At 39.7% G+C, this 18,560-nt stretch carries 18 protein-coding genes; 4 read left to right on the forward strand and 14 right to left on the reverse strand.

Going from position 1 to position 18,560, the window contains the following annotated elements; translation table 11 throughout:
* Positions 1-28: 28 nt before the first annotated feature.
* The 14 genes from der to BLS38_RS00295 form a co-directional block, all read right to left on the reverse strand.
* A complete protein-coding gene (gene der, locus BLS38_RS00230) occupies positions 29-1,438 on the reverse strand; it encodes a ribosome biogenesis GTPase Der (protein ID WP_092746324.1) in 1,410 nt (469 codons plus the stop codon).
* A gap of 3 nt (positions 1,439-1,441) precedes the next feature.
* Positions 1,442-2,596, reverse strand: coding sequence for an outer membrane protein assembly factor BamB (bamB, locus tag BLS38_RS00235; protein ID WP_092746325.1), 1,155 nt, complete (start codon positions 2,594-2,596; stop codon positions 1,442-1,444).
* Entirely contained in the window at positions 2,597-3,301 is a 705-nt protein-coding gene (locus BLS38_RS00240) for a YfgM family protein (protein ID WP_092746326.1), read from the reverse strand.
* 16 nt (positions 3,302-3,317) lie between these two features.
* On the reverse strand, positions 3,318-4,619 hold the full coding sequence (gene hisS / locus BLS38_RS00245) for a histidine--tRNA ligase (protein WP_092746327.1): 1,302 nt from the start codon (positions 4,617-4,619) through the stop codon (positions 3,318-3,320).
* Positions 4,616-5,734 (reverse strand): flavodoxin-dependent (E)-4-hydroxy-3-methylbut-2-enyl-diphosphate synthase, encoded by a 1,119-nt coding sequence (gene ispG / locus BLS38_RS00250; RefSeq protein WP_092746328.1) that lies wholly within the window; start codon positions 5,732-5,734, stop codon positions 4,616-4,618. The genes hisS and ispG overlap by 4 nt, the downstream gene beginning before the upstream one ends.
* 24 nt (positions 5,735-5,758) lie before the next feature.
* The gene (locus BLS38_RS00255) at positions 5,759-6,547 is read right to left on the reverse strand and encodes a helix-turn-helix domain-containing protein (RefSeq protein ID WP_092746329.1); all 789 of its coding nucleotides are present in this window, start codon (positions 6,545-6,547) and stop codon (positions 5,759-5,761) included.
* Entirely contained in the window at positions 6,538-7,338 is an 801-nt protein-coding gene (pilW, locus tag BLS38_RS00260) for a type IV pilus biogenesis/stability protein PilW (RefSeq protein WP_092746330.1), read from the reverse strand. Before pilW ends, BLS38_RS00255 begins: the two co-directional genes overlap by 10 nt.
* A 28-nt stretch (positions 7,339-7,366) precedes the next feature.
* On the reverse strand, positions 7,367-8,602 hold the full coding sequence (gene rlmN / locus BLS38_RS00265) for a dual-specificity RNA methyltransferase RlmN (protein ID WP_092746331.1): 1,236 nt from the start codon (positions 8,600-8,602) through the stop codon (positions 7,367-7,369).
* A gap of 116 nt (positions 8,603-8,718) precedes the next feature.
* Positions 8,719-9,150 (reverse strand): nucleoside-diphosphate kinase, encoded by a 432-nt coding sequence (gene ndk / locus BLS38_RS00270; protein ID WP_092746332.1) that lies wholly within the window; start codon positions 9,148-9,150, stop codon positions 8,719-8,721.
* Positions 9,151-9,258: 108 nt separating this feature from the next.
* On the reverse strand, positions 9,259-9,459 hold the full coding sequence (gene iscX / locus BLS38_RS00275) for a Fe-S cluster assembly protein IscX (protein ID WP_092746333.1): 201 nt from the start codon (positions 9,457-9,459) through the stop codon (positions 9,259-9,261).
* A 41-nt stretch (positions 9,460-9,500) separates the two neighbouring features.
* Positions 9,501-10,049, reverse strand: coding sequence for a phosphatase PAP2 family protein (locus BLS38_RS00280; RefSeq protein ID WP_092746334.1), 549 nt, complete (start codon positions 10,047-10,049; stop codon positions 9,501-9,503).
* Positions 10,050-10,231: 182 nt separating this feature from the next.
* Positions 10,232-11,248, reverse strand: coding sequence for a ketol-acid reductoisomerase (gene ilvC / locus BLS38_RS00285; protein ID WP_092746335.1), 1,017 nt, complete (start codon positions 11,246-11,248; stop codon positions 10,232-10,234).
* Positions 11,249-11,281: 33 nt separating this feature from the next.
* The gene (gene ilvN, locus BLS38_RS00290; protein ID WP_092746681.1) at positions 11,282-11,773 is read right to left on the reverse strand and encodes an acetolactate synthase small subunit; all 492 of its coding nucleotides are present in this window, start codon (positions 11,771-11,773) and stop codon (positions 11,282-11,284) included.
* Positions 11,774-11,781: 8 nt separating this feature from the next.
* Positions 11,782-13,509 carry an acetolactate synthase 3 large subunit gene (locus BLS38_RS00295; protein WP_092746336.1) on the reverse strand — a complete coding sequence of 576 codons (1,728 nt, stop codon included), beginning with the start codon at positions 13,507-13,509 and terminating at the stop codon, positions 11,782-11,784.
* A gap of 469 nt (positions 13,510-13,978) precedes the next feature.
* Here BLS38_RS00295 and BLS38_RS00300 point away from each other — a divergent pair, with 469 nt between their 5' ends.
* The 4 genes from BLS38_RS00300 (at position 13,979) to holA (ending at position 18,545) form a co-directional block, all read left to right on the forward strand.
* Entirely contained in the window at positions 13,979-14,281 is a 303-nt protein-coding gene (locus tag BLS38_RS00300; protein ID WP_092746337.1) for a DUF4124 domain-containing protein, read from the forward strand.
* 115 nt (positions 14,282-14,396) lie between these two features.
* Entirely contained in the window at positions 14,397-17,015 is a 2,619-nt protein-coding gene (leuS, locus tag BLS38_RS00305) for a leucine--tRNA ligase (RefSeq protein WP_092746338.1), read from the forward strand.
* Positions 17,016-17,027: 12 nt separating this feature from the next.
* Positions 17,028-17,540, forward strand: a complete 513-nt coding sequence (locus tag BLS38_RS00310; protein WP_092746339.1) for an LPS-assembly lipoprotein LptE — start codon at positions 17,028-17,030, stop codon at positions 17,538-17,540.
* A gap of 18 nt (positions 17,541-17,558) precedes the next feature.
* The gene (gene holA, locus BLS38_RS00315; protein ID WP_092746340.1) at positions 17,559-18,545 is read left to right on the forward strand and encodes a DNA polymerase III subunit delta; all 987 of its coding nucleotides are present in this window, start codon (positions 17,559-17,561) and stop codon (positions 18,543-18,545) included.
* Positions 18,546-18,560: the final 15 nt, after the last annotated feature.

Raw genomic sequence — 18,560 nt, forward strand, 5'->3', positions numbered from 1 at the left:
AACGCTTGGTTTTTTGAAATGCAAAGAATTAACGCTTAGATTTTTTTTCAGCTTTTTTAAAGTTCTGTACATAGCGACGGCGACGTGCAGCCACACGTTCGTCAAGCTGTGATGTACGACCTTCAAATGGGTTATGAGAGACTTTAAATTCAATTCTTACAGGCGTACCCTCAAGTTTATATACCTTACGGAATACATTCTCTAAATAACGTCTATAGTCAGCTGAAACCTTATCTACTTTATTACCATGAATAACAATCGTTGGTGGATTTTGTCCACCCATATGCGCATAACGCATTTTAATACGCCGACCGTTAACCATAGGTGGCTGATGCTGCTCTGTTGCATCGTTTAAAATTTGGGTTAACTTAGATGGAGATACTTTTAAATTTGCAGACTCATACGCACGATGAATCGATGGATATAAATCACCCACACCCGTGCCATGTAATGCAGAAATTAAATGTACACGTGCCCAAGGAATAAAGCCAAAGCGACGTTCAACGTCAAGTTTAACCTGTTTACGGTCATACTCAGACATGTTGTCCCATTTATTAATGGCGATGACCATGGCACGGCCTGCTTCTAAGGCATAACCAATCAGGTGAAGATCCTGCTCAACAATCCCCTCACGAGCATCAATGACCGTGACAATCACATGTGCGTCTTTAATGGCTTGTAAGGTTTTTACAATAGAAAACTTTTCAATTGTTTCGTCAACTTTACCTTTACGACGTACACCTGCGGTATCAATCAACGTATATTTACGCTCATTACGCTCATAAGGAATATATATCGAATCGCGTGTTGTACCTGGCATATCAAATACAACCACTCGCTCTTCTCCAAGCAAACGGTTAACAAGTGTTGACTTACCCACATTTGGACGACCAATTACAGCCAAACGTAATCCAGTTTGCTTATCTAGCTCTTCTGGATTTTCGTCTTCTGGAACATCTTGAAGAATATCTTCAATCATCTGTGCAATGCCACGCCCATGACTTGCAGCAACGTGTATTGGCTCACCGAATCCTAGTTGATAGAATTCGACCACAGCTGCTTCAGCGTGTACACCATCGACCTTATTCGCAACTAAGTAAACTTTTTTACCTAGTGTTCTTAGTTCACGTGCAATTTGTTCATCTGATGCCAACAATCCTGCACGTGCATCAACAACAAATACAATGATGTCAGCTTCATTAATCGCAGTATGAGATTGTTCAGCCATATAGGCATCAATACCAAGCTCACTTTCACCAATACCGCCCGTATCTACAACAATAAATGATTTATTATCATAGGTTGCATCACCGTATTTACGGTCACGTGTAAGACCAGCAAAGTCTGCAACAAGTGCATCTCGACTTTTGGTAATCTGATTAAATAATGTTGACTTGCCAACATTAGGACGCCCAATCAGCGCAATTACGGGTTTCATAAATTAACGGTTCTGCCAAACGCTTAAAGCGCCTTTTTGTGTTGAAACATAAAGTTGGTTGTCTACAACACGCAGTGAAGTGACTTCACCTTTTGTTGTTGAACGACCTGTGATTTTTCCTGTAACGGGATCTATAAGGCTAAGTGCGCCATCAAAATCACCCACAACTAGGTCTGTACCCAATAATACAGGATTACTCAAATTACGATGTAATAGTTGGTCATTTTCCCACAGTTTTTGCCCTGTAAGCAATCCATAAGCAACAACTTTACCATCTGTTGTCGTGATATATATTGCATCACGTGTCACTTCTGGGCGTTTATTGCTACTTGCATTGTCTGTCCAAACCACTTGTTGTTGCTGTAAATCTGTAACGGTGACTTGCCCTTGATAACTTGTCGTTACCATGAATTGACCCATCATTACAGGGTCACCATCAATATCATTAACACGCTGTATGTCTGTACGACCTTCGGCAACTGACACTCGGCGTTGTAATCTTGGTACACCACTCACGACATCTATACCGTACACGTACGAATTCGCTGTCGCAATTAAAACATTATTTGGATCAAGCTGAACAGGCGTCGCTTGACCGCGTAAACTAAGCGCAACATTTGGTAACTTGTATGTCCATAACTGCTGGCCTGTTGCCGCATCATGCGCATATACGTTACCGTCATTTGTGACTGTAATCACTCGGCCAAGTTGAATATGAGATGGTGTAATGATTGGCCCTGAAAGCTGTGCCTGCCATAAAACTTTACCTGTGCTTTGCTCTAAAGCAAACAACTCGCCTTTTTGGTTTCCAGCAACAACGACACCTTGACCAACTTCAAGTCCTGCACTTAACGTACCTTTTTTATAAATTTGGCTTGACCAAACTTGCTTGTTGCCTTGAAAGGCATCTACTGTACCTTTTTTCGGATCAATAAAATAAATCACACCTTGGTCTACAGCCATTTGCAAACGTAAAGGATCTTTTTTATTGGTTGCAGAAATATGTTGAGAAAAAACTTGTTGTAAGTTTTTTGCTTGAACTAGTTTTGGCAACGGGCTTGGTTTTATTTTTTCAACCTTAGGTTTATTACTTGAACAGCCAACGAGTGCAACTGCTAAAATAGTTAAGGCAAACGGTATTTTAAATTTTTTATGCATTTAAGATTCGTCCACTTGAGTTTTCAAAATTGGGGTTTCAATATGAGGATCATCTACTAAAACGCCAACACTTTCGAGTTTAATTTGTAAAATTTGTGGTTGCAGCTTACGTGCCACAGCTGCTTTCCAAGCACTTTCATATGCAGTTTTTGCATTTGGCGTATCATTCTTATATACATAAATATCGCCACGTGCTTCATCTGCAGTGCCTTTAAACGATTCAAGTTTGATTAAATCTAGTGTTTTCAATGCATCGTCATATTTTTTGTTAGCAATTTGGGCATATGCTAAATGCAAGTTGACCAAGGCAACTAAGCCTTCATCTTTTACTTTTATCGCTTGTGCTTTTTGTAACTCTTTTTCTGCCGCAGCGTAATCATTACGATCAGCAAAGATTTTTGCCAAAATAAGTTGCGCTTGAATCGCTTGAACTGAATCAGGATCTTTTTTTACGATTTCATCTGACAAACGCATTAAGTTGGTTAATGCAGTTTTATCACTCAAAGGGGCTGCTTGTGCCTGATCCATCAATTGCTGTACACGAGCTGTTTCATTTTCTGAATCAACTCGCTTATTTTTTTGCCAATAATTCCATGCAAAAAAAGCAATAAGCACAACTAAAATCGCAGTAATAACAGAAGAACCATACTTCTTGCCTAGCGATTTAAACTTATCTAACTGTTCTTCTTCTGTGAGTGCGCTCATGTCATAATCCTTACTACTAAACGCGAGATGATGGAAATTGCTGAAGCAAAAATGAAACCACATCAGCAAGCATAACATCTGTTTGTTCTGCTGTTGCTAAGTGCTTAAAAGCAACATGTTGAGCTGTTTGCTCTCGCTCACCAAAAATCATGGCATACACTGCCCCTGACTGGTCTGCTTTTTTCATTTGGCTTTTCATACTGCCCTGCGAGCCTACTTTAACACGAATTGTTGCATTGGCTTGCTCTAATTCATCTCGAAGTTGCTCTGAAAATAACAAAGCTTGTCCTTGACACTGTGGGTCAGTCACTAAAAAGACTTCACAATCTCGTATCGGCTCTTGCGTTGCGAACTGCTCTAATAATAGTAATAGACGCTCTACCCCCATACCAAAACCAGCAGCAGGTACAGACTGGCTTGCTTTGCCTTTAAGCTGTCCAACTAAACCGTCATAGCGTCCACCGCCACATACTGTTGCTTGTGAGCCTAAGTGGGTCGTCGTCCACTCAAATACAGTTTTATTGTAGTAATCTATACCACGCACTAGCTTTTGATTGACAATATATGCAATACCCGCTTGATCTAAATAGCTTTTTAACATATTAAAATGTGTTAGCGTTTCTTCTTGCATAAAGTCATGCAATTGCGGGGCAGTCGCTAAAATACGCTGTGTTTGCTCATTTTTCGAGTCTAAAATACGCAGTGGGTTCGTCGTTAAACGGCGCTGTGAATCTTCATCTAAATCTGTTTTATATGCCGTTAAATAATCAACTAAAGCATTTTTATAGGCTGTTCGCTCGTCTAGTTCACCGAGTGTATTGAGCTCAAGTTGTACTTTGTCTGCAATACCTAAATGCTTCCACAAACGTGCAGTCAGTAAAATCAGCTCTGCTTCAATATCTGGTGTTGCAACACCAAATGTTTCTACGCCAAACTGGTGAAACTGGCGATAACGCCCTTTTTGTGGTTTTTCATAACGGAACATTGGCCCCATATACCATACGCGTGGTGTTGCACCACGGAGTAAGTTATGCTCAAGCAAAGCACGTACACACCCTGCGGTTCCTTCAGGTCTTAATGTTAAAGACTCTGGCGGATTGCCTTTATCAAAAAAGGTATACATCTCTTTTTCAACAATATCAGTAGCATCACCAATTGCACGCTTAAATAAACCTGTATTTTCAACAAGGGGCAAGCGAATTTGCTGATAACCATAAGCATCCATTAATGATGCCAAATACATTTCCAACTTTCTCCAAGCCACTGTTTGTGTTGGAAGGATGTCGTTAAAACCTTTTACTGCAACGATTGAACTCATGATGATGAACTACGAATAATTTCTTTTGATTTTGCTTTTTCAAGCTCGATAACACGTTGACGAACCATTGACTCAATTTCATCAACCAACTGATGTGTGTCTATAAGATGGCTTTTATCGCCATTTCGGTACACAAGTGATCTTGGACTTGCACCAACTATACCAATATCTGCTTCTTTGGCTTCACCGGGACCATTTACTTTACAGCCAATTACAGAGACATCCATTGGTGTTCGGATATCTTCCAAACGCTCTTCAAGGGCTTGCATGACTTTAATCACATCAAACTCTTGTCTTGAACAGCTCGGGCAAGCAATAAAGTTAATTCCATTTGAGCGTAAGCTCAAAGATTTTAAAATATCAAAGCCAATTTTAATTTCTTCTTCGGGTTGCGCGGCCAGTGAAATACGCATCGTGTCGCCAATACCATCAAGCAATAATCCGCCCAATGCAATCGCAGACTTCACTGTGCCTGTACGATAAATACCTGCTTCTGTAACACCTAAATGTAACGGGTTATCAATTTGCTTTGACAATAAGCGATATGCATCTAAAGTTAAAAAGACATTTGAAGCTTTTACACTCACTTTAAACTCATGAAAGTTTAAACGATCTAATATGTCTATATGACGTAGTGCAGACTCAAGGAGTGCCTCACCTGTGGGTTCACCATATTTTTTTTGTAAATCTTTTTCTAGTGATCCAGCATTTACCCCAATACGCATTGAAATGTCATGATGTCTTGCAGCAGCAACGACTTCTCGAATCTTTTTCTCTGAACCAATATTACCAGGGTTAATTCGCAAACAATCTGCACCATAATCTGCAACAGCGAGTGCAATTTTATAGTCGAAATGAATATCTGCGACCAATGGAACACTAACACGTTTTCTAATTTCACCAAAAGCTACTGCTGCTTCCATAGAAGGAACAGACACACGCATAATATCTGCGCCAGCATCAGCACAACGCTGAATTTGTGCCACAGTTGCATCCACATCACAGGTTTCTGTATTGGTCATACTTTGCACACTAATCGGTGCATCACCACCAACATAAACCGAACCAACACGAATTTTACGGGTTTCTCGGCGTTTAATCGGGTTTACTATCATGATTACGTTGCTCGACTATGTCTTTTAACGAGATAAACGGAAATCTGCTTTGCCGTTTACGGTATAAGGAGACAATGAAATCGCTTCACCGTTTAAGTTTAATGACACGGCTTTAGCATCACTGAGCTGAATCTGAAAAGGTGACTGCCCATTTAGCATAAGGTCTTGTGTTTGACGACCTTTCGCAAGAACTTTACCTGTAGAGTCAATAATATTAAGTGAGGTAGGCTCAGAAATTTTAATTTCTAGTTTGTCACCAGAAACTGCCTCATCTTGATTCAGTGATAACACTTGCACATTTGATGAATTGGCAGCAACACCTTGCTCTTGTTTCTTTTTGTTAGACCAATTTTGTGCAGCAACAATTGCCACCCAAATGAGTACAACAACAATTGCTAAAATGGTAATACGTTTAAGCCACTTGCGGTTACGACTACTATTTGACCCAGGTAATTTACCCATAATTTTAATGGGTGAATCATTTAACGCATGCTCAGCATTAAACCCGGTATCCTTTTGATAGATTTCATCAAAACGCTGAATAATCATTGAAGCATCAACATTTAGATACCGTGCATAAGTACGGTAATATCCTTTAATAAACGTTGGTTCTGGTAACGCAGTATATTCATCTTTCTCTAAAGCTTCTAATGTACGCACTGGCATGTTTAGTGCCTGAGAGACATCAGCCAACTCATATTTTTTTTGAAGACGGACATGGCGTAAGTATTCACCAGGACGTTGAATATTATCTAAATTGTTTGAGCTTGATTGTGTACCCGCCGATTGCTGTGAATTTGGATTTACTTCCATACCGCCTCAGTATTGTACTGTTGTTGCAAATAATTTTGATACTCTTGGCTATCTGGATATTTCGCTCGCAATTGATTGGCCAAGACCTGCTGGGTAATGTTATCACCATTTGCATGCGCAATGCGAATTCCTAACCAAAGTGCCACATTCGTTTGATTATTCATGCCCACAGCACGCACAGAGTTTTGATATTGTACTAATGCATTTTGATAGTCTGCTTTTTGATAGGCGATATCTGCCAAGCCCTGATATGCAAAAGTTGCATTTGAATTTACTTTCACTGCACTTTGGTAACTCTGCTCAGCATTGGCAACATCACCCAACTTTTGATAGGTTCTACCAAGCGTTTCAAAGGCCAAAGCACGTTGAGTATACCCTAAAGTGGAGGCCGCAATTTGTAACTCTTTGGTTGCATCTTCAAACCGACCGATTTGATAAAGATAAAAGCCGTAGTTATTTCTAATTTGTGCATCTGTTCGGTCTAAAGCGATGGCTCTTTTGAAATAACCATCTGCTTTAGCAACATTTACAGGGCTACCTTCTTGTTGTAATAATACTGCCATCATCATGTAAGTCGTTGGATCACTACTGTCTTTCTTAAGTGCTTCATCTAATTCACGTTTTGCTGCATCTATATCTCCTGTACGAAGATATTCGGCAGCCATTTGCGTGCGTACTTGTGCAGATTTTTTCGGATCTACTTTCAGTTGATTACTTGTCGATTGACATGCTGTAAGTAAAATTAAACTCACAGCCATACTGCCTTGTATTAAAAATTTGATTGCACTCATGTTTTTCACCATGACTTTGGATAATCGCTCAACCTTGGGACCGTACAATCTCATGTTGTTGTGCAACTTTCTTTTTCCACTGTTCAGCACGGCGTGTTCGGTCTGCAACTTGACCAACCAACTGACCACATGCAGCATCAATATCATCACCACGTGTTTGACGAATCGTACATACAAAACCGGCATCTGACAGCACTTTTTGAAATGCCATAATACGATTACGACTCGAACGACCATACGGTGCGTGTGGAAACGGGTTAAAAGGAATAAGATTAATCTTACTTGGTAAATCTTTTAATAACTTGACCATCTGGTGTGCATGCTCAAGCTTATCATTTACACCATCAAGCATAACATACTCAATTGTGACATGTTTACGTGCACTTTCATTACCGTCTTTTTTAATATAACGCTGTGCAGAAGCAATCAATTGTTCAAGTGGATATTTTTTATTAATTGGTACAAGTTCATTACGTAATTCATCATTTGGCGCATGTAAAGAAATCGCTAAAGCGACATCAAGTTGCTCTCCAAGCTTATCAATCATTGGTACAATACCTGACGTAGATAAGGTCACACGGCGTTTAGACATGCCATAAGCAAAATCGTCCAACATGAGTGACATCGCTTGAACAACTGGCTTAAAGTTAAGTAACGGCTCACCCATTCCCATCATCACGACATTGGTCACTGAGCGCGTACGCTCTGCAACTTCAACATCTTCCATATAAGATTCGTTTGCCACCCATAACTGACCAATAATTTCGTCTGGGGTCAAATCACGCTGGAATCCTTGCTTACCTGTAGAGCAAAATGAACAATCTAATGCGCAACCCACTTGTGAAGAGATACATAACGTTTTGCGTGCGCCTGTTTTGTCATCTGCAGGAATAAGTACAGTTTCAACCAAAGAACCCGAACCTTCACCGACACGAAAAACCCACTTACGTGTACCATCTTTAGAATAATGACGATGTACTACTTCTGGTGCTTTAACTTCGCACACTTTTTCTAATTTTTCTCGCAACTTACCTGAAATATTACTCATTTGTGCAAAATCTGTAATAAAGTACTGGTGTACCCATTTCATGACTTGCCCTGCTCTAAACTTTTTTTCACCTAAACTTTCAAAAAATTGTTCGAGCGCTGCACGTGACATACCCAGTAGGTTGATTTTTGGCGTTGCATCCTTGGTAGGCTGATGCAATGTGGCGCTATCTTGTTCATCGACTGCTAAAGATGAACTAACTGCTTCATGAGCCATGTGTATTACCTAAACAATATTAATGATAAGAGAGATGTGTTGCTACAAAAAGGAAAGCATTAAAAACAAAAAACCAGATAAGTAGTGTACCACTTATCTGGTCACGTTGTCTCAAATTAACGAGTACGTGGACACACTTCAGTTTGTGCAAAGAAGTAAGATACTTCACGCGTAGCAGATGCTACAGAGTCTGAACCGTGTGCAGCATTTTCATCGATGCTTACAGCAAAGTCTGCACGGATTGTACCAGGTGCTGCTTCTTTAGGGTTTGTCGCGCCTAAGATTTCACGGTGAGCAAGTACTGCATTTTCACCTTCAAGTACAGACACAACAACAGGACCAGAAGTCATGAATGCAACTAGGTCAGCAAAGAAACCACGTTCTTTGTGCTCTGCATAGAAGCCTTCAGCTTCAGCTTGAGACAAATGCTTCATTTTTGTTGCAATGATTTTTAGACCTGCTTTTTCAAAGCGAGCAAAGATATCGCCCACGTGGTTTTTAGAAACAGCATCTGGTTTAACAATAGATAACGTACGTTCAACTGCCATGATAGGCTCCTTAAACAAAATAAACAGCGAAAATTTTGCGCATTATAACGAGGTCAGCCAAAATAATCAGCTTACAAAGTGTAAAAGTTCAATTTTTTAATCTATTTTTTAGTCTGCTTCATCAATCCAAGCCATTTGTATGGCTTCAAGCAGGCCTTCCGTTGACTTATTAGGGTCATCTGAAAAATTTGGCAAAGCACAGACCCATGCATGTAAATCTGTAAACCTAACCCACTGTGGATCAACTTCTGTGTGTACTTCAGACAACTCTATTGCAATATCTAGCGTATCTGTCCAACGTAATCCCATGTTCTACTCACCGTGTATAAGCTATTTCTAGTATAATATATTCAAAGGATAATATGAAAATAATACCCACACATAATAACGACTGTAGCAAATGCTATACCAAGCAATGCGCCAACCAATACATCTGTCGGATAATGTAAGCCTAAAATGATCCGAGATAAGGCCACTAATACAGTAAACGGCAACATTAAATACAGCAAGATTGGCGAAATACAACCAAGGACTATCGTGGCTAATACAGCATGTAAAGTATGTCCCGATGGAAAACTATAGTGGTCGAGTGGCCTATCACCAGCGACAATCACTTGATGGACTTGATAAGGTCTTGGACGTAAAGTTTTTGTTTTTAGTATTTTATATATTGCTGTTACACAAAAACTTGCACAGGCCAAATAAATAATTTGTTTATAACCATACTGTTTTTGTAACATCCATACCATCACCAACATAACAAACCAAAACGTACCATCACCTAAACGGCTAATCAGTTTAAAGAAATAGGCAACCGATGGACGTTTGGACCACTGATTCAAACAAATACAACATTGCAAATCAAATGATAGAATTTTCACTTTAAGTGTATTCAACATAGATCACCTCTATTTATTTTTTTAGTTACCTATTTATTTTCAATGACTTATTTATTGTGCTGTATATAACAATTCTTTTCAATACACCCACATCATAAACTAAAATATATGATACAAACATGACAAACTAATTTGACATAAAAAAACCTGCAAAAATGCAGGTTTTTCTTTTAAAAACAAAATTAGTTTTTGTCTTTATCAATAATTTTGTTGGCTTTAATCCACGGCATCATTGCGCGCAATTTATTACCTGTCACTTCAATGCCATGCTCTGCATTTTGACGACGACGTGCAGTCATTGATGGGTAGTTTAAAGCACCTTCTTGAATAAACATTTTTGCATATTCACCAGATTGAATACGTTTAAGTGCATTACGCATTGCTTCACGAGACTGCTCGTTAATAACTTCAGCACCTGTAACATATTCACCATATTCAGCATTGTTTGATACTGAATAGTTCATATCAGCAATACCGCCTTCGAACATTAAGTCAACAATCAATTTTAGCTCATGTAAACATTCGAAGTAGGCCATTTCTGGTGCATAACCCGCTTCAACCAAAGTCTCGAAGCCCATTTTAACCAGTTCAACCGCACCACCACACAGTACTGCTTGCTCACCAAATAGGTCAGTTTCAGTTTCTTCACGGAATGAAGTTTCAATAATACCAGTACGACCACCACCTACGCCAGACGCATAAGACAATGCAACATTACGTGCATTACCAGAAGCATCTTGATGAATTGCAATTAAGTCAGGTACACCTGAACCACGTTGGAATTCTGAACGAACTGTATGACCTGGTGCCTTTGGTGCAACCATAATTACATCTAGGTCTTTACGTGGTACAACTTGGTTGTACAAAATTGCAAAGCCGTGTGCAAATGCAAGTGTTGCACCTTCTTTAATATTTGGCTCAATCACATCGCGGTAAAGCTGTGATTGGAATTCATCAGGAGTTAAGATCATTACAAGATCTGCACCTTTAACCGCATCAGGAACTTCAGCGACTTTTAAGCCAGAAGTTTCTGCTTTTTTCCATGATGCTGATCCTGCACGTAGGCCAACTGTCACATCTACACCTGACTCTTTTAAGTTAAGTGCGTGTGCATGGCCTTGTGAACCATATCCAATGATCGCAACTTTCTTGCTTTGGATAATTGATAGATCACAGTCTTTATCATAGAAAATTTGCATGTGTTATTTATCTCCAGTAAAAATTTTTTTAAATTAAATGCTTAAAACTTTTTCGCCACGTGCAATACCAGACACGCCAGAACGAACAACTTCTAAAATGGTATTTTCTGCCAGCGCATCAATAAAACCATCTAATTTTTCAGTTGTACCCACAATTTGTACGGTATACGTGGTTGGTGTTACATCTACAATCGTGGCACGAAAAATATCTGCTGTACGCTTAATTTCATCACGTGCCGTGCCAAGTGCTTTGACTTTAATCAATAACAGTTCACGTTCAATATGGGCACCATCACTCAGTGCAATCACTTTCACGACTTCAATGAGTTTATTGAGCTGCTTCGTGATTTGCTCAATCTTATGGTCATCGCCATACGTTGTTAATGTTAAACGTGACAGTGTTTCATCTTCTGTTGGTGCAACATTTAAGGTTTCAATATTATAACCACGTTGGCTAAATAAACCGACTAAACGTGACAATGCACCAGATTCATTTTCAATCAATACTGAAATAATATGTCTCATGCTCGTACTCATGCTGTGCGCTCCCCTTTGGATAGCCACATATCTTTCATTGATTGTGCTGGCACTAGCATTGGATAAACATGCTCATCGTCTTCAACCAATACATTAATAAACACACATTTATCATTAATGGCCATTGCTTCTTGTAGCTTTTCTTCTAATTCATCGGCATGTTTAATGGTAATTGCCACATGCCCATAGGCTTCCATTAACTTAGCAAAATCTGGCAAAGATTTTACATACGATTGCGAATGTCTGCCTTCGTAGTTCATGTCTTGCCATTGGCGGACCATACCCAACGAACCATTATTTAAACACAAAATTTTGACATTAATGTCGTATTGTTTACACGTTGAAAGCTCTTGAATACACATTTGAATCGAGCCATCACCTGTCATACATACCACTTGTTGCTCAGGGAATGCTAATTTTGCACCCATAGCATACGGTAAGCCTACGCCCATTGTGCCTAAACCACCTGAGTTAATCCACTGACGTGGTCGGTCGTATTTATAATATAATGCACTAAACATTTGGTGCTGACCCACGTCAGAGGTAATAATCGCTTCACCATTGGTAACTTTATATAATGCTTCAACCACTTGTTGTGGCTTCATATTGCCATTTTGCGCAGGTGCATAACGCAAACCATGATAACCACGCCAAACATTAATTTGATCCCACCAATCGCTTAATGCTTCAGGATTTGGTTTAGATACGTTTAATTGCTTTAACTGCGCTAACATTTCCTGTAGTACAGGCTGTACAGCACCCACAATTGGAATATGTGCAGAAATCGTTTTAGAAATGGCAGCAGGGTCAATATCTATATGAATGACTTTCGCATTTGGACAGAACTTGCTTGGGTTATTGGTCACACGGTCATCAAAACGTGCACCGACAGCAAAAATAACATCGGCATTATGCATAGCCATATTGGCCTCATAATAACCATGCATACCCAACATGCCTAAAAACTGCGGATCTGTACCAGCGAAACCACCTAACCCCATGAGCGTACTGGTTACAGGGTAATTCAAAAGATGAGCAATTTCAGTCAAAATATCAGAGGCATTGCCTTGAACCAACCCACCACCTGTATAAATCACAGGACGTTTTGCAGTCAGCAACTCATCAACCGCTTTACGAATTTGACCCGCATGACCACGATATGGTGGCTGGTAAGAGCGCATTTTCACTTTTTCTGGATAAGCGTATGCAAATTTATCGACTGGATTAGTGACATCTTTTGGAATGTCAATGACTACAGGTCCAGGTCGTCCAGTAGATGCAATATAAAATGCTTTTTTTATAATTTCAGGAATTTCACTGGCATGACGAACTTGAAAACTGTGTTTTACAATTGGTCTAGACACACCAATCATGTCTGTTTCTTGGAAGGCATCTTCGCCAATCAGGTGTGATGCCACTTGACCAGACAATACAACCATTGGAATAGAATCCATATATGCGGTTGCAATTGGTGTAACTGTATTTGTTGCACCAGGACCAGAGGTCACAAGAACGACACCTGTTTTACCTGTCACACGTGAGTAGGCATCTGCCATATGACCTGCAGCTTGCTCATGGCGCACAAGGTAGTGATTGACTTTGTCTTGTTGATACAATGCATCATAAATATGTAGAACAGCACCGCCCGGATAACCGAAAACGTGCTCAACTCCCTCGTCCGCAAGTGCACGAACAAGCATTTCACCACCAGAAAGAAGTTCCAACGTGATTCACCCTTTTTTTGTCGTACTGTAATTACAATACAATACGATTAATTCTAAACACCCACTGTGCTTTTTGTGTCAACACAGCTAAACGACTTATCTTGCAACAGGAATAACCTTGACGCAACAGCAGATTGCGCTGAAATCACACGTCAGTTTATATAAAATATGCTGGGATAAACACACTTTAAAACATAACAACTCGGCTAGAGTGCATGCCTATTGCAACTACATTTCATTGAAGGGTGATCAATTGATGTAAGATAGGACAATATTTTTGTTGTTTCACTATACAATGTCAAGGTTTAAGCCTATTTTTCGTAATTATTATGCCATAAAAGTGCATAGAAGAAAATTTTCATGCCTTTTATAGTTTTTTTAATGCCAATTTGGTAATTTTTACCTCAGGTTGTAGTTTATTTATATCATCATGTACGATCTGCCATTTCATACTCGCATGGACAATCTTATGACATACCCAAAAAAAATTTACAGTGCTTTATTTTTACTGCTATTAACTACTGCCGTAAATGCTCAGGACATTTATAAATGGGTAGATGCTCAAGGGGTCACTCATTATGGCCAAACACCACCACAAAACACCAAAAAAATTACTGTCTTTAAAACATATGGTCAAACTACTTCTTCTGCATCTTCGACACTACCACCAGATCAAAGCTCTCAAAAACCTGTTGTAGGAATACTGACCAACTCAGGGACAATACAAAATTCTACAACTGAAGGGAATTCTTCCGCCAAACTACCGCAATAATAAAAGACATGAAAAGATAGACTTTAATCACAAACAAGATTCACTTTTTATGGCATTTTGCGCTATGCTGTACGGTAATTTTATAACTTCATATTGTCGCGTCGATTAAATTTTTATGACTACATCACACATTGATTCAGAATATCAAGCAGGTGCGATTGAACCCCAAGTACAACAAGACTGGGCAAACCGCAAATCTTTCAAAGTTGCAGACACTGTAGAGGGCAAACGTCGCTACATTCTGTCTATGTTCCCATACCCAAGTGGTAAACTGCACATGGGACATATACGCAACTACACCATTGGTGATGTGATGAGTCGTTATTATCAACTCAAGGGGGAAACTGTACTACAGCCCATGGGTTGGGATGCTTTTGGTTTACCTGCAGAAAATGCAGCAATTGATCACAAAGTTGCACCGGCAAAGTGGACATTTGACAATATCGCCTACATGCGTAATGGACTTAAGAGCTTAGGCTTAGCCGTTGACTGGGACCGTGAAATTGCAACATGTACACCTGAATATTACCGTTGGGAACAATGGCTTTTTGTTCAGTTATACAAAAAAGGATTAATTTATCGAAAATTATCGACAGTCAATTGGGATCCTGTAGACCAAACTGTTTTAGCCAACGAACAAGTGATTGATGGTCGAGGTTGGCGTTCGGATGCATTGGTTGAAAAGCGTGATATTCCAATGTATTACTTCCGTATTACAGACTACGCCCAAGAATTACTCGATGATTTAGAACAACTAAAAGATGGCTGGCCACAACGCGTTTTGACCATGCAACGTAACTGGATCGGTCGCTCTGAAGGCATGGATATTACCTTTCCATCAGCAGACAGTAGTATTTATGCAGATGGTTTAACGGTGTACACCACTCGCCCAGACACCCTCATGGGTGTGACGTATGTCGCAATTGCGGCTGAACACCCTATGGCGAAAAAAGCTGCTGAACTACGCCCTGAATTAAATACATTTATTGAAGAATGTCGTCATGGCTCTGTGTCTGAAGCAGATATGGCAACTGCTGAGAAAAAAGGAGTTGCAACAGGTTTATATGTAAAACACCCGATCACAGGTGAAGATGTTCCTGTATGGATTGCCAACTATGTGCTGATGTCGTATGGCTCTGGTGCGGTCATGGCAGTGCCTGCACATGATGAACGTGATTTTGAATTTGCCAATAATTTTGGTTTAAACATTAAACAAGTGATTCGTGTTGCAGCAGATGAGACCTATAACACAACTCAATGGCAGGAATGGTATGGCAGTAAAGAAGGTACGCTTATTCACTCAGGTGAATTTGATGGCCTAAACTTCCAACAAGCCTTCGATGCATTTATAACTAAGCTACAACCACAAGGTTTAGCCGATAAAAAAGTACAGTTCCGTTTACGTGACTGGGGTGTTTCACGCCAGCGTTATTGGGGCTGTCCAATCCCAATGATTAACTGTGAGTCTTGCGGTCAAGTGCCTGTACCTGAAGACCAGTTGCCTGTTGTTTTACCTACAGATGTCATTCCAGATGGTTCAGGCAATCCTTTGGCAAAAATGCCTGAGTTTTATGAAACTACTTGCCCAAATTGTGGTGGTGCTGCTAAACGTGAAACAGATACTTTAGATACCTTTGTTGAATCATCTTGGTATTATGCACGCTTTGCATCTCCAGATTTTGCTGAAGGTATGATTAAACCAGAAGCGGTACAAACATGGTTACCTGTCACCCAATATATTGGTGGTGTTGAACACGCTATTTTACATTTATTGTATGCGCGTTTTTTCCATAAACTTATGCGTGATGAAGGCGTTGTCCACGGTAACGAACCTTTTACGAATTTACTTACACAAGGCATGGTGTTGGCAGATACGTTCTATCGTGAAGCATCTGATGGCAAAAGAACATGGTTTAACCCTGCGGATGTCGTCTTAGAACGTGATGATAAAGGCCGTGTGCTCGCTGCGATTCATAAAGAAGATGGTCAACCTGTTGTGATCGGTGGCCAAGAGAAAATGTCGAAGTCAAAAAATAATGGCGTAGACCCACAACTCATTATTGATCAATACGGCGCAGATACTGCACGCGTATTTACCATGTTTGCAGCATCACCTGAGCAATCGCTTGAGTGGTCAGATGCAGGTGTTGAGGGCTCAAACCGTTTCTTAAAGCGTGTATGGCGCTTAACAGCAAACTTTTTAGAAAAAAATGCTGAATATGTCAAACTTGATATTGCAAATCTTTCTGACAATGCACAAGACTTGCGTAGAAAAACCCATGAAACCATTGCAAAAGTTGCAGATGACATTGAGCGTCGCCATGCGTTTAATACAGCAATTGCTGCACAAATGGAGTTTTTGAATACGCTTGCTAAGTTTAATGCAACATCACCACAAGATGTTGCGGTAGAACGTGAAGCGATTTTAAGCTTACTGACATTACTTGCACCATTTGCACCGCATTTAAGTCAAACGTTATTGGCTCAATTTGGCATTGATTTAACACAACATCAATTCCCAGAAGTTGATCAAAAAGCATTGACCCGTAACGTACAAACGATTGTAGTACAGGTCAATGGTAAACTCCGCGGTAAATTAGAGGTTGCAGTCGGTCTATCTAAAGAAGATTTACTTACACAAGCCAAAGCATTGCCAGAAGTTCAACAGTTTTTAACAGGACCAACAAAAAAAGAAATTGTTGTACCTAATAAACTGGTTAACCTAGTCGTATAACAAGGAAAAAGCATGCACTTAACTCATCGTTTAGCAGCTGTCGTTTTAACTTTAGGCTTAAGTGCAAGCTTGGTCGGTTGTGGTTTTCACCTTGTTGGAAAAGGCCCGTATGCAACGCCTGTTGCATACAACAACATGGCACTGAGTTTACCAAACAAAGCCAATGCCCTTGAAGAAAAACTGGTGGTTTATCTGACGGGTAATGGTATTCACATTACCACTAATGCAAATCAGTACACGTTGCGTGTTTTAGACTATAACTATCGCCGCCAGAAACTCAGTGGTCGTGTTGCTGAAGTAATTTTACAATTGAACGCAACATTCCAAATTGAAGATAAAAACGGCAAAGTGGTTACACAGCCTAGAACCATTAGTAGTGTAAAAAGCTATCAATACAACGTGGCAACAGTGAATGTTGATGACAATGAGGAAAGTTATTTAAATAACATTTTAGTCGATGATGTGGCACAGCAAATGGCCCGCCAAATTGCAACAAATCGTTTACCGACGACTACTTCTCCGTAAATGACTTTACTCTAATTTATGAAAATTGATTACTTCCAAGCACTCAAACACAGCCAAAATGCCATGGGTGCTTGGATTTTACATGGTCAAGAACCTCTTCTAGAACAAAACTTGCTCGACCAGTTTCGTAAATACTGGCAAAATCAAGAGATTGAAAGACAACGTTATGACATACACAACGTCAATGATTGGAAACAAGTCTTTCAAGCCCTCAACAGCTTATCTTTGTTTTCTCAAGCACTGGGTATAGAAGTACATAGCCACATTAAACCCGACGCTCAAGCACTCAAGCAACTCAAATTATTTATTCAAGACCCGCAACAAAATACACTTGTTATTGTGATGCCCAAACAAGACAGTGCAGGCTTAAAAAGTAGTTTATTTAAAACAGTCGAAGCGAATGGCGTCGTTGTTTCACTCAATCTCCCTTATGAAAAAGACCAACAAAAAATACTTGAGCTTGAAGCGAAAAAAGTAGACATTCAACTAGATCAAACTGCTTGGCAGTGGTTACTTGAACACCACGAACACAATTTATTGGCTGCCAAAAATAGTCTGATTCGTGTCAGTGACACATTTCCAGAACACAAAAATATTTCTATTGCGGAACTACTCAACTGCCTACAAGATCAATCTCGCTACTCGATTTATGATTTAAGCGATGCATTACTCAAAGCTGACTTTCATCAGTCTATTAAAATTTATCAGTACTTAGTGGCAGCAGATGAACCCATGAGTTTAATTTTATGGCTACTTAACAAAGAAATGCGACTTTTAATGCAAATTTTTGAAGACCCTCAATCTGTAACTCAATTGGGTATTTGGCAAAATAAAGTTAGACTATACCAACAAGCCGTGCAAAGGTTTTCACCGCAAACTTTCTTACGCTGGCCTACGCTACTACTTCAAGTAGATCTTGCAATTAAAGGCTACAGCAAACACCCGGCACATCTCACGGTACTACAAATTATTGCAATTTTATGTGGTAAACCATTATTTAATTAAATTATTATGATTATC

It is taken from the genome of Acinetobacter boissieri (genome assembly GCF_900096955.1).
In the GTDB taxonomy this organism is placed as follows: Bacteria; Pseudomonadota; Gammaproteobacteria; order Pseudomonadales; family Moraxellaceae; genus Acinetobacter; species Acinetobacter boissieri.

What these genes read in the sequence shown, in the direction of transcription:
- BLS38_RS00240 (WP_092746326.1), bottom strand. Translation starts at nt 3,301, where the DNA reads ATGAGCGCACTCACAGAAGAAGAACAGTTAGATAAGTTTAAATCGCTA.
- BLS38_RS00300 (WP_092746337.1), top strand. Translation starts at nt 13,979, where the DNA reads ATGACATACCCAAAAAAAATTTACAGTGCTTTATTTTTACTGCTATTA.
- BLS38_RS00280 (WP_092746334.1), bottom strand. Translation starts at nt 10,049, where the DNA reads ATGTTGAATACACTTAAAGTGAAAATTCTATCATTTGATTTGCAATGT.
- BLS38_RS00310 (WP_092746339.1), top strand. Translation starts at nt 17,028, where the DNA reads ATGCACTTAACTCATCGTTTAGCAGCTGTCGTTTTAACTTTAGGCTTA.
- iscX (WP_092746333.1), bottom strand. Translation starts at nt 9,459, where the DNA reads ATGGGATTACGTTGGACAGATACGCTAGATATTGCAATAGAGTTGTCT.
- rlmN (WP_092746331.1), bottom strand. Translation starts at nt 8,602, where the DNA reads ATGGCTCATGAAGCAGTTAGTTCATCTTTAGCAGTCGATGAACAAGAT.
- pilW (WP_092746330.1), bottom strand. Translation starts at nt 7,338, where the DNA reads ATGAGTGCAATCAAATTTTTAATACAAGGCAGTATGGCTGTGAGTTTA.
- der (WP_092746324.1), bottom strand. Translation starts at nt 1,438, where the DNA reads ATGAAACCCGTAATTGCGCTGATTGGGCGTCCTAATGTTGGCAAGTCA.
- ilvC (WP_092746335.1), bottom strand. Translation starts at nt 11,248, where the DNA reads ATGCAAATTTTCTATGATAAAGACTGTGATCTATCAATTATCCAAAGC.
- bamB (WP_092746325.1), bottom strand. Translation starts at nt 2,596, where the DNA reads ATGCATAAAAAATTTAAAATACCGTTTGCCTTAACTATTTTAGCAGTT.
- ilvN (WP_092746681.1), bottom strand. Translation starts at nt 11,773, where the DNA reads ATGAGACATATTATTTCAGTATTGATTGAAAATGAATCTGGTGCATTG.
- ndk (WP_092746332.1), bottom strand. Translation starts at nt 9,150, where the DNA reads ATGGCAGTTGAACGTACGTTATCTATTGTTAAACCAGATGCTGTTTCT.
- leuS (WP_092746338.1), top strand. Translation starts at nt 14,397, where the DNA reads ATGACTACATCACACATTGATTCAGAATATCAAGCAGGTGCGATTGAA.
- ispG (WP_092746328.1), bottom strand. Translation starts at nt 5,734, where the DNA reads ATGATAGTAAACCCGATTAAACGCCGAGAAACCCGTAAAATTCGTGTT.
- BLS38_RS00255 (WP_092746329.1), bottom strand. Translation starts at nt 6,547, where the DNA reads ATGGAAGTAAATCCAAATTCACAGCAATCGGCGGGTACACAATCAAGC.
- hisS (WP_092746327.1), bottom strand. Translation starts at nt 4,619, where the DNA reads ATGAGTTCAATCGTTGCAGTAAAAGGTTTTAACGACATCCTTCCAACA.
- holA (WP_092746340.1), top strand. Translation starts at nt 17,559, where the DNA reads ATGAAAATTGATTACTTCCAAGCACTCAAACACAGCCAAAATGCCATG.